A 10,949-nucleotide genomic window follows, 5' to 3' on the forward strand; every position below is an offset into this window, starting at 1 on the left:
CAGTCGGGCATTTTCCGTCTCCAATGTTCGTCGGCTTTCGAGCCGTGATTGAAGGCTGCTCTTTCCGGTCACTGGAAAGTCAAGTCGTCAATTCACGATCTTTCCGACGGTCCTTTCGACTGCACCATTGGAGGCAGTCGCCGGACGCTCGCTGCGTCCGGCGGTTCTCTTCACGTCGAAAAATTGAAGGCTCGTAGTCGGCAACAAAGCCGGTTGACCTTCCAGTCACCGGAAACCGTAGCGTCGCCGCAAATCATCCAGCGGCGTCGTTACGGGCGTCGCGCATTCGTCGACGAGGCGCTGTCAAATGACTGGAAAGATAAGAATGTTGCTGTTGGCCACGGTGGCCCTCGGCGCTGCTGCATGGCTCATGCAGGCGAGCGACGGGCCGGCCTACATCGAGCAGGCACTGGCGTCGGGCGAGGCTGCACCGCCGCCCCCGCCGCAGGTTCCGGTGGCCGAAGTCATCACACGCGTACTTGCGCCGTCGTCCGAGTTCACCGGTGTCGTTGCCGCTGCCAAAACCGTCGAGCTGCGTCCCCGGGTCGGTGGGGTCATCGAAACCGTCAGCGTGCCTGAGGGCGGGCTCGTCGAACGCGGCCAGTTGCTTTTCCAGATCGATCCACGACCGTTCGAGGTCGCGCTTCAAAGTGCCGAGGCGCAACTGCGCCGGGCAACGGTGCTGCTCGAGCAGGCCAAGGTCGATCTCGAGCGGTCGCAGCGCCTGGCCCCGAAGGGTGCGATTCCCGCAAAGACGCTGGACGATGATACTGCGCGCAAACACGAGCGGGAAGCCCAGGTCGAGGAGGCGGAGGCCGTCGTCGCCGCAGCCAGGCTGGACCTGTCGTACACCCGCGTGACCGCGCCGATCTCGGGCCGAGTCGACAGGGTTCTGGTGAACGAAGGCAACCTGGTTGCCGGCGCGACGGGGGCTGCGACATTGCTCACCACGATCGTTTCGGTCGACCCTGCCCATGTCTATTTCGACATCGACGAAGCAACCTATCTGGGTTTCCGGCCTGAAGGGACGGCAGTCACATCTCCGGCACCTGTTACCGTCGGGCTGACCGGCGAGGACGGCTTTCCCCACGCCGGCGCCCTCGATTTTCTCGGCAACCGCGTCGATCGCACCACGGGTACGATCAGGGCGCGCGCTGTACTGGCCAATGCCGACGGGCGGCTGACGCCTGGCCTGTTTGCAAGGGTGAAGCTCGCCACGAGTGCCGCGCGCGAGACCGTCCTCATCGACGACCAGGCGGTCGGCACCGACCAGGGGCGGCGCTACGTGCTGGTGCTGGCTGCCGGCGACATGGTCGAATACCGGCCAGTCGAGCTGGGAGCGATGGCCGAGGGGCTGCGCGTGGTCGAGCATGGCCTCAGAGGTGGCGAGACGATCATCATCAAGGGACTGGTGCGACCGGGCATGCAGGTGACGCCGAACCGGATCGCGATGGCACCTGTCGCGGGCTCCGTTGATGGCGCCAGCTTGGAGGCGCGTCGATGAACCTGCCTCACTTCTTCATCAACCGCCCGATCTTCGCCATCGTGCTGTCGGCGCTGATGCTGATTGCGGGCGCCCTGGCCCTGTTCCGCCTGTCGCTCAGCGAATACCCTGCAGTCACCCCACCCACGGTCCAGGTGTCGGCGAGCTATCCGGGCGCCAGTCCCGAAGTGATCGCCGAGACCGTTGCCTCGCCGCTCGAACAGTCGATCAACGGCGTCGAAGGCATGCTCTACATGAGCTCGCAGGCAGCCACCGACGGGCGGATGACTTTGACCGTGACGTTCGCCCAGGGCACCGACCCCGACATGGCGCAGATCCAGGTGCAGAACCGCGTATCGCGGGCCCTGCCGCGCCTGCCCGAGGAAGTCCAGCGCATCGGCGTCGTCACCCAGAAGACCTCGCCCGACATCCTGATGGTCGTCCACCTGGTGTCACCAGACAAGCGCTACGATCCGCTCTACATCTCCAACTTCGCCAGCCTGCAGGTGCGCGACACGCTCGCCCGACTGCCCGGTGTCGGCGACGTGATCGTCTGGGGGGCGGGCGAGTATGCCATGCGTGTCTGGCTCGACCCGGCCAAGGTGGCGGCGCGCGGCATGACGGCGGGCGACGTGGTCGCTGCCATCCGCGAGCAGAATGTCCAGGTCGCAGCTGGTGCGGTCGGCCAGCAGCCGTCTCGGGAAGCCAGCTACCAGGTCACCGTAAGTGCTGTGGGACGGCTGACCAGCGAGGAGCAGTTCGGCGAGATCATCGTCAAGACGGGCGAAGACGGCCAGGTCGTGCGCCTGCGCGATGTCGCCCGTATTGGCCTCGGCGCCGACGGTTATGCGCTGCGCAGCCTGCTCGACGGCGAACCGGCTGTTGCCCTGCAGATCATCCAGCGTCCGGGGGCGAATGCGCTCGACGTATCGAGTGCGGTCCGCGCCGAGATGCAGCGCCTGCAGACAGGGTTCCCCGAGGGCCTGGAATATCGCATCGCCTATGACCCGACCGTCTTCGTGCGGGCGTCGCTGGCGGCCGTCGTGCAGACCTTGCTCGAGGCCATCGCCCTCGTCGTGATCGTCGTCGTGCTGTTCCTGCAGAGCTGGCGCGCGTCGGTCATTCCCCTCGTCGCCGTGCCAATCTCACTCGTCGGCACGCTGGCGGTGATGTACCTTCTCGGCTTCTCTCTCAACACGCTGTCGCTGTTCGGCTTGGTGCTGTCGATCGGCATCGTTGTCGACGATGCCATCGTCGTCGTCGAGAATGTCGAACGGCACATGGGGCTGGGCGAGACGCCGAAGGAAGCGGCGCGCAAGGCGATGGATGAAGTCACGGCGCCGATCATCGCCATCACTTCGGTGCTCGCGGCCGTGTTCATTCCCTCGGCCTTCCTGTCCGGCCTGCAGGGAGAGTTCTACCGGCAGTTCGCCGTCACCATCGCCATCTCGACCGTGCTGTCGGCGATCAATTCGCTGACGCTGTCGCCGGCGCTGGCAGCTATGCTTTTGAAACCGCACCATGGCGAAGGCCGCCGCGACTGGCTGACTCGCGTCATCGATTTCATGTTCGGAAGGTTCTTCCGGGTCTTCAACCGCTTCTTCGACAGCGCCTCGAACGCCTATGTCGGAACGGCGCGCCGCGCCATCCGCATCAGCGGCGTGGTGTTCCTGGCCTATGCCGGGTTGCTGGGCGCGACCTACCTAGGCTTCCAGAGCATCCCCGGCGGCTTCGTGCCGGCGCAGGACAAGTATTATCTTGTCGGCGTCGCCCAGCTGCCCTCCGGCGCCTCGCTCGACCGCACAGAAGCGGTGGTCAGGGCGATGTCGAAAATCGCCCTAGCAGAGCCCGGTGTCGAAAGCGTCGTCGCTTTCCCCGGCCTTTCGGTCAACGGCTTCGTCAACTTGCCCAACGCCGCCGTGGTCTTTGCCATGCTCGACCCGTTCGATCAGCGCAAGGATCCGTCGCTGTCGGCCAACGCCATCGCCGGTCGCCTAATGGGCAAGTACAGCCAGATCCCCGACGGCTTCGTCGGCATCTTCCCGCCCCCGCCGGTGCCCGGTCTTGGCACGACCAGCGGCTTCAAGCTGCAGATCGAGGATCGCGCCGGCTTCGGTCTCGACGCTGTTGCGAAAGTGCAGGGCGAAGTCATGGCCAAAGCTGCCGCAACCCCCGAACTCGCGGGCATGATGGCGAGTTTCCAGGTCAACGCGCCACAGGTCCAGGTTGACATCGACCGGGTCAAGGCAAAGACCCAGCATGTGCCGCTGACGGGCATTTTCGAGACCCTGCAGGTCAATCTCGGCTCACTCTATGCCAACGACTTCAACCGCTTCGGCCGCACCTATCGCGTCATCGTGCAGGCGGACGCGCCGTTCCGCGCCGAGGTCGACGATATCGCACGCCTGAAGGTTCGAAATGCCTCAGGCGACATGGTGCCGCTGGCGGCATTGGCGACCATCGCCGCGAGCTCCGGCCCGGATCGCGTGATGCACTACAACGGCTATCCCTCTGTCGACATCACCGGCGGCCCGGCCGCCGGCTATTCATCCGGCCAGGCCACCGATGCCATCGAACGGATCATGAAGGAGGCGCTGCCGGCCGGCATGGCTTTCGAGTGGACCGACCTGATCTTCCAGGAGAAGCAGGCAGGCAACACCGCCATGATCGTCTTCCCGCTCGCGGTATTGCTCGCCTTCCTGATTTTGGCCGCGCAATACAACAGCTGGTCCTTGCCCTTCGCGGTGCTGCTGATCGCACCGCTGGCGCTGCTTTCCGCGATATCAGGGGTCTGGTTCTCGGGCGGCGACAACAACATCTTCACCCAGATCGCCTTCGTCGTCCTTGTCGGCCTTGCCGCCAAGAACGCGATCCTCATCGTCGAGTTCGCCCATGAAGAGGAAAGGAAGGGGCGCGACCCCCTGGCCGCGGTGCTCGAAGCCGCGCGCCTGCGCCTCCGCCCGATCCTGATGACCTCGCTCGCCTTCATCGCCGGCGTGGTGCCGCTGGTCATCGCGACAGGCGCCGGCGCCGAGATGCGTCACGCCATGGGCGTCGCCGTTTTCGCGGGCATGCTTGGCGTCACGATGTTCGGCCTGATCCTGACGCCGGTATTCTACGTCGCAGTCAGGCGGCTCGTCTTGCGGCGGCGTAGCGGCATTTCGAAGTTAGCGACCGTGGAGACGGAGCCGGTTCAGTAGCTGCCTGCTGAATCAGACCAGAATTCGGCTTTAGCAGCAAAGCTCTGGACCACCGAGCTGAAGCTGGCGTTGACACGCCAATACCAGCTTCAGCCGCATTCTCAGGATGAACGTCCGCCAGAGTGCGCGTTTGATGCCGCTCCGTCGCGTCCAACTCTCGGCTGCGCACAAAAGCGAAATGGGTACCGCCGATGACACGAACGCGCTCAGCACGGAAAAATGTTACGGCTCATGGGTTATGACCACAGAATCGCTCGTGCGGTTACATCCACAGTTTTGGCGATCAACCGCACAGCTCGTCAGCCGCTCATTACGACCGATAATGTTGCATTATCGCTCGTTTGATGGCCTACTGCCGAAATGGCCTCTCATGTCGAGCAAAACCCGGAAAACCGTACCAAACTGCGCGCTCCTCGACGAGAGAGCACGCCCGAAAACGCTGTTTTGGACGCAAACAGCCCCACAAACGCCGTTTCCGCCGATGACCTGCCCGACATCGTCGATGTCGTGATGGCAATGGGCCGAGCGGAGCCGGCGATCGAGCCGGAAGCCGTCATCGCTTCGGACGATGAGCCCCCCTCCCCTGCCCAACTTGCCGAATTCAGACCCGCCGGCCGCCTTCCCGACCAGCTCGAGGATCTGGCCGAGCGCGCGCGTGGTTATGTCGAGGCGGCGAGTTCCGCCAACACCCGCCGTGCCTATGCCGCCGACTGGAAGCACTTTTCCGACTGGGCCCGGCGCCAGGGTTTTGCCACCATGCCGCCGGATTCCGAGACCGTCGGGCTCTACATCACCGCGCTCGCTTCCGGCACCGGCACCGGCAGCGGCGACAAGAAATCCGTATCGACCATCGAACGGCGCCTGTCATCGCTCGCCTGGAACTACGCCCAGCGCGGCCTTTCCCTTGACCGCAAGCACCGCGCCATCGCCACCGTCATGGCCGGCATTCGCAATGCCCACGCCCGCCCTCCCCGGCAGAAGGAAGCGATCCTGCCCGAGGATCTGATGGCGATGCTGGAAACACTCGACAGGGGGACCCTGCGCGGCCTTCGAGATCGGGCGATGCTGTTGCTCGGCTTCACCGGTGCGCTGCGCCGTTCGGAGATCGTCGGCCTCGATTGCGGCCGCGACCAGACCGAGGACGGCCGCGGCTGGATCGAATTTTTTCCCAAAAAAGGCCTGTTGGTGACGTTGAGAGGAAAAACCGGCTGGCGCGAGGTCGAGATTGGCCGCGGTTCGGCCGACATCACCTGCCCTGTGGTGGCTTTGGAGACCTGGCTGAACCTGGCCCGCATTGCGCATGGTCCGCTGTTCCGGCGCGTCACTGGCGAGGGCAAGAAGGTCGGCACTGAGCGGCTCAACGACCAGGAAGTCGCCCGTCTGGTCAAGCGCACGGCCCTCGCCGCCGGCGTGCGTGGTGATTTGACCGAGGCCGAACGCGGCAGGCTTTTTGCCGGCCATTCGCTGCGGGCTGGCCTCGCCTCGTCGGCCGAAGTCGAGGAGCGCTACATCCAGAAGCAGCTCGGTCATGCCAGTGCCGAAATGACCCGCAAATACCAGCGCCGCCGCGACCGCTTCCGCGTCAACCTCACCAAGGCCAGCGGGCTCTAGCTTCTCTCCTCAAGTTGCGCGGCTGGCGCCGGAGATCGTCGACAGCCGCCATCCCCCTGCCTTGCCAAGCCGTCGCGCAACGGTTGGAGGCACGTCGGCACGCAATTGCGGCCATATCATCCACGTCGCGCCGCAAATCCAGGCCCCTGCCGGTGGCGATACCGATCGGCTTGAAGGCCCGCGCAGGAATTGTGACTCAGCTTGGGTTCTGGCTGTCTCCGCGCCGCCTTTCACTGACTGGTTGGCACAGCATTTTTCAATCCCCCGACCCCAATCAGCGCCAGCGAGCATTGCCCGTTCCAATCATCCGGCCTTGGCCTGGGCCCCTCCCCTGCCGCGCAGCAGCGCCATCAGCACCGGCCCGATCGAGAATTCACCGGCGCGTGCTTTCGCTGTCAGGCTGCGCAGATAGCCGCCAGGGCTGGAAATCGCCTCGCCCTTCTGCAGCATCGCCGCCACCATGATCGCGGCATCCACCGCCCCCATGGCCTCGCAGGCCTGGTTCCACGCATCGGGACTGACGCCGAGGGCGCCGCGCACCAGATTTGCCGTCTCCACCAGGTCCGCCCAGCCCGAAATGCCGTTTCGTGCGTAATCGGCTATGTCGGGGCAAGCGCGCAGCACCATGCCAAGCGGATAACCCGTTGGTGGCTGGCTCTTCGTCTCAAGTTTTACTGCGGCGGCCGTCCCTGGGCCTTTTTCGAGGCCGGGTTCAAGTTCATGAGGATGTGTGTTTGAATTCTGTATGTGGCGCTCGAAATGAGACTCATTGGCGCTTGTTTCTTCAGTTTTTACGTGACTTTCCAGCGCCTTGCGTACCTCCTGGGCAAGCATTGCGAGTTCTGAGGCGATCGGTTCGAGCTCGAGCCGGCTTGCCGTGCGTGGAATGGCCACCACGATCTCGCGATAGCTGAGGTGCAGGCGCTGCCAATCGGCCGCAATGCCCTCCTCGAGGCCGAAGGCGATCATCTTGGCGATGTCACGGCGCAGGATGGTGATGCGCTCGCGAACGAGCAGCAGCGCCCGCCGTTCGGCTCTCACAGCCTCGGCCATGCGCTCAAACTCTTCGGCACGGGCCAGAAGCGGTGTCAGGTCGAAGCCAAAGGCCTGCTCGATCGCACCATCAAAGCCTTTGCGGGCGTAGCGCTTGCCATTGGGGCTGTCGCGGCGCACCACCAGGCCGCAATCGACCAGCACCGACAGGTGCCGCCTCAGCGTCGCCGGCGCCATGCCATGCGCTCTCAGCGCCAGCTGGGCGTTGGATGGAAACACCACAAGCCCCTCCCCTTCCACGAGATCCGTGTCGGGATGGAAGCTCAGCAGCGCGTTGAGAACGGCAAGGGCGCGATCACTGGCACCAAGCAATTGTTTGGCCTCGCAGACGGCGCGGAACACCTGCCATTTGTTGGAGCTGGCGCCAGGCGCGCAGCTGTCGGCCGCCATCTGACCTGCCATCATGGCAAGCGACAGCGACCGCCGCCCAAAGGGCGTCGTCGAGATATGCTCAGTCATCCTCGTTCACCTCAGTCGAGGCAAGCCGAAGGCATTCCGGAACGCGTCCAGTGGTTGACAAGTCGGTCCGGAAATGATTCTCTCACAATTGCTACATTGATGAGGGCTTCCGGAATGGCGACGTTTCGGGGGCCTTTTTCTTGCCGGTTATCCTTCTTTTTCCGATCCTCTACGCATTGGACCTACGCTTTACGCTCCACCATCCGCGGGTGACGCTGCGGTGAAGCAGGCGCCCATGCCGCTGGCTGTGGACAAAACTAGCCTTGCCCGACCGAGCGGCCGCGCTCCTGTTCGAACCTCTCCAAAAGCCTGGGCAGTTCGTCGCCGAGAAAATCCTCGAACCCGTCGGCGACCTTTTCCAGGAAATCGACCCTGGCCTTGCCCTTGGTAACGATCAGATTCGCCACCGCCCTGCCCTTGCCGTCGCGAATTTCGCGCGCGGCGCCAGCGATTGGCTGCGTCTTGCGCTGCAGGCGTGTGAACAACAGGTTGAAGCGCTCGTCGCTCGTTGCCGCACGGAAGCGCTGGCTGGTGATCTCGTCGTCGGCCTTGACGCGGGCCGCCTCGCTCTTCAGCAGCTCGGCGAGCGCCATCCAGCGCGGCCGGCCGATCTTGGGGGCCGCACCGATCGCACGCACCACCTGCTCAGGCACCGCATCGGCAACCTGCAGGAAGCGCGTCATCTCTGCCTTGTGCAGCGACAGCGCATCCTGGACGATGCCGCGTTCGAAGCCGCGAGCAATCAGCTCGTGTGCAAACAGCGCCCGCTCGATGAAGGAGAGATCGCGCCGCTCGCTGTTTTCCTTGCCCTGGGCAAGCACCAATTCGACATCAGAGAGCGGCCGGACGATGGCCAGCACAGGAACGCCGAGCTTGCCTGCGGCGCGCACGCGGCGGTGACCATAGGCCGTCTGGTAACGTCCCGGCTTGTCGGGGTGCGGCCTGAGCAGAACGGGAACCTGCTGGCCCGACGTCTCGATGCTGGAAACCAGCGCGTCGAAATCCGGATCCTGCGCACCATGGTCGAGCCGATCGGCAACAAACGACGCCTCGATCAGGGATGCATCCACCTGATTGATACGTTCGGCGGCATCGAAGCTTTCCTTGAGCTTGCGCGCCTCCTCGATTTCCTTGGACAAGCCGCCAAGCGACAGGCCCATGGCCTTAACGGCGCCGGAAGCGCTGCGCTGACGCGTGGCATCCGGCTCAGCCGATTTCGTCTCGGGTGCCTTTTCAAGCGGCGTTGCGGGTGCCGGCGCCGGTTCGACCGTGCCGAACAACGCCTTGAGCTGGTCCTTTCGGTTCAATGCCATGCCAGCCTCCCTCACGCCGCCCGGTTCCAAGCCTTGAGCATCAGGCCTTCGATCTCGCCGTTGACAGCTGTCAACGACTCCATGGCGCGGTCATAGGTGGCGCGGCTGAAGCTCTCGCGCGACACTTCGTAAAGCGTCTGCTTGGTCAGGCCAGCATCCGAGAAGGCGGTCGACTTGACCAATGGTGCCGTCAGCACGCGATCGCCAAACAGCGAGCGCAGGAAGCCGACGATCTGCGTCTGCGGCCCGTCATTGGGCTCATAGCGTGTGATCAGGTAGCGCATGAAATCGAAGTTCAGCTCGCCGCCAGCCTCGCGCACGACCGACAGAAGATCGGCGGTCATGAACAGGAACTGGCTCATCGAGGCGACGTCGAGCATCTGCGGGTGAATGGTCACCAGCACCGAGGTTGCCGCGCACAGCGCAGACAGGGTCAGGAAGCCCAGCTGCGGCGGGCAGTCCATGACGACGACGTCGTAGTTGTCCGCCACCGTCAGCAGCGCTTCCTGCACGCGGGCGAAAAACATCGCCTTGTTGTCGCCGGCCTGACGCGCCGCCAGCATCTGCGGTGTCGTGTGCTCGAACTCCTGCAGTTCGAGATTTCCGGGCACGAAGTCGAGCCCGTCGAAATAGGTGCGGCGGATGATATCGGCGAGCGGCCGACGCTCCTCGTCATAGCGGATCGCGCCATAGAGTGTGTCGTTGCCATTGAGGTCGAGTTCGGGCTGATATCCGAACAAAGCCGACATCGACGCTTGCGGATCGAGATCGATGGCCAGCACGCGATAGCCGGCAAGCGCCAGGTGCTGGGCAAGATGGGTGCTGGTGGTGGTCTTGCCCGAGCCACCCTTGAAGTTGGTTACGGCGATCACCTGCAGGTGCTCGCCACGCCCGGCGTCGCGGCGCGGAAGATAATGACGCGCCTTGGTCGGGTTCTGCTCGGCGAGATGCCGGCGCAAGCCATTGATGTCGTCGAGCGCGTAGTAGCGACGCCCCCCTGCCCCGGTCTCGGGCTGAGGCCCTTCACCTGCGATGGAGAGCTGGCGCAGATAGCCATCGGTAACGCCGATCAGGCGCGCTGCTTCTCCACTTGAGAACTTGCGCAGGGCCTTCTTCGAGGTCGGCGAAAACAGCCGGTCGCGCATCGCCTGCAATTGTGCCGACAACATCTCGGCGTCCCGCGCAATAGCACGATCAGTCGCCATGACCTCGGCCTCTTCGCTCGCGTTTTCCGCCCGTGCTTGAACTGCCCCAACCAAGTCTTTAGTCCCCTCTCGCCATTCAGCGCACGCATGAGCGACGCGCGGTCAGGCTTCGTTAAGATTTATGCGCCGATTCGCTGCAGAATCCGAATCCGGGTTACGCCTTCGCACATTTTAACGTGCCGGAGCGTGGATAACGGTTTGCTGAAGCGGTTACGCTGGACGTGTCGAATTACGACCAATTACCGTAACAAGGGTGCTGGAGAGGGCGAGTCGAGTCAACTTGTTTATAGTTAACGGAAATTAACCATTGTGACGGAACCGAAATGGCACCTCTCGGGGACCGTTTCGGTTCCGACATCCGGCCGTTGACAGCTGTCAACCGACGGAGCTGTAGCCGCGCTGGACCTTGGAAGCCGCCAATAGGCGCAAAGCCTCCTGCGCTTGGGCAGCGCTGGCGAAGAGATCGAGACGCCGCCTGCCCAGCGTGCCGATGCGGCCCCATTCCCGCACCAGCACCGCGTCGCCGAACAGCGAGCCTTCGACTGACAGACAATAGAACCGCGCCATGTTTCGGCTCGGATCACGACGCTGGAGATGCAGGATGGGGCTCGGCTTTTGCATGAAC

Annotated in this window: 7 protein-coding genes; 3 read left to right on the forward strand and 4 right to left on the reverse strand. The window is 63.9% G+C overall.

Annotation, left to right across the window (positions count from 1 at the left end):
- Window positions 1–325: 325 nt before the first annotated feature.
- The 3 genes from ACSQ3E_RS23030 (at window position 326) to ACSQ3E_RS23040 (ending at window position 6,294) form a co-directional block, all read left to right on the forward strand.
- On the forward strand, window positions 326–1,504 hold the full coding sequence (locus ACSQ3E_RS23030) for an efflux RND transporter periplasmic adaptor subunit (protein WP_436124446.1): 1,179 nt from the start codon (window positions 326–328) through the stop codon (window positions 1,502–1,504).
- The gene (locus ACSQ3E_RS23035) at window positions 1,501–4,683 is read left to right on the forward strand and encodes an efflux RND transporter permease subunit (protein ID WP_436124447.1); all 3,183 of its coding nucleotides are present in this window, start codon (window positions 1,501–1,503) and stop codon (window positions 4,681–4,683) included. Before ACSQ3E_RS23030 ends, ACSQ3E_RS23035 begins: the two co-directional genes overlap by 4 nt.
- A 360-nt stretch (window positions 4,684–5,043) precedes the next feature.
- Window positions 5,044–6,294 (forward strand): site-specific integrase, encoded by a 1,251-nt coding sequence (locus ACSQ3E_RS23040; RefSeq protein ID WP_436124448.1) that lies wholly within the window; start codon window positions 5,044–5,046, stop codon window positions 6,292–6,294.
- A 303-nt stretch (window positions 6,295–6,597) separates the two neighbouring features.
- Here ACSQ3E_RS23040 and repC read toward each other — a convergent pair whose 3' ends face one another.
- From repC to ACSQ3E_RS23060, 4 genes are all read right to left on the reverse strand, one after another.
- A complete protein-coding gene (gene repC, locus ACSQ3E_RS23045) occupies window positions 6,598–7,806 on the reverse strand; it encodes a plasmid replication protein RepC (protein WP_436124449.1) in 1,209 nt (402 codons plus the stop codon).
- Between the two features lie 257 nt (window positions 7,807–8,063).
- The gene (gene repB / locus ACSQ3E_RS23050) at window positions 8,064–9,119 is read right to left on the reverse strand and encodes a plasmid partitioning protein RepB (RefSeq protein ID WP_436124450.1); all 1,056 of its coding nucleotides are present in this window, start codon (window positions 9,117–9,119) and stop codon (window positions 8,064–8,066) included.
- An 11-nt stretch (window positions 9,120–9,130) separates the two neighbouring features.
- Window positions 9,131–10,324 (reverse strand): plasmid partitioning protein RepA, encoded by a 1,194-nt coding sequence (gene repA / locus ACSQ3E_RS23055; protein WP_310324328.1) that lies wholly within the window; start codon window positions 10,322–10,324, stop codon window positions 9,131–9,133.
- A 375-nt stretch (window positions 10,325–10,699) separates the two neighbouring features.
- Window positions 10,700–10,945: a WGR domain-containing protein gene (locus ACSQ3E_RS23060; RefSeq protein WP_436124451.1), complete on the reverse strand. Its 246-nt coding sequence runs from the start codon at window positions 10,943–10,945 to the stop codon at window positions 10,700–10,702.
- Window positions 10,946–10,949: the final 4 nt, after the last annotated feature.

This window comes from Aminobacter sp. LjRoot7 (assembly GCF_964252895.1).
Classification (GTDB): Bacteria; Pseudomonadota; Alphaproteobacteria; order Rhizobiales; family Rhizobiaceae; genus Aminobacter; species Aminobacter aminovorans_B.

Excerpts from the sequence above, each read along its gene's own strand:
- ACSQ3E_RS23060 (WP_436124451.1), bottom strand. The coding sequence starts at position 10,945 with ATGCAAAAGCCGAGCCCCATCCTGCATCTCCAGCGTCGTGATCCGAGC.
- repB (WP_436124450.1), bottom strand. The coding sequence starts at position 9,119 with ATGGCATTGAACCGAAAGGACCAGCTCAAGGCGTTGTTCGGCACGGTC.
- repA (WP_310324328.1), bottom strand. The coding sequence starts at position 10,324 with ATGGCGACTGATCGTGCTATTGCGCGGGACGCCGAGATGTTGTCGGCA.
- ACSQ3E_RS23040 (WP_436124448.1), top strand. The coding sequence starts at position 5,044 with ATGGCCTCTCATGTCGAGCAAAACCCGGAAAACCGTACCAAACTGCGC.
- repC (WP_436124449.1), bottom strand. The coding sequence starts at position 7,806 with ATGACTGAGCATATCTCGACGACGCCCTTTGGGCGGCGGTCGCTGTCG.
- ACSQ3E_RS23035 (WP_436124447.1), top strand. The coding sequence starts at position 1,501 with ATGAACCTGCCTCACTTCTTCATCAACCGCCCGATCTTCGCCATCGTG.
- ACSQ3E_RS23030 (WP_436124446.1), top strand. The coding sequence starts at position 326 with ATGTTGCTGTTGGCCACGGTGGCCCTCGGCGCTGCTGCATGGCTCATG.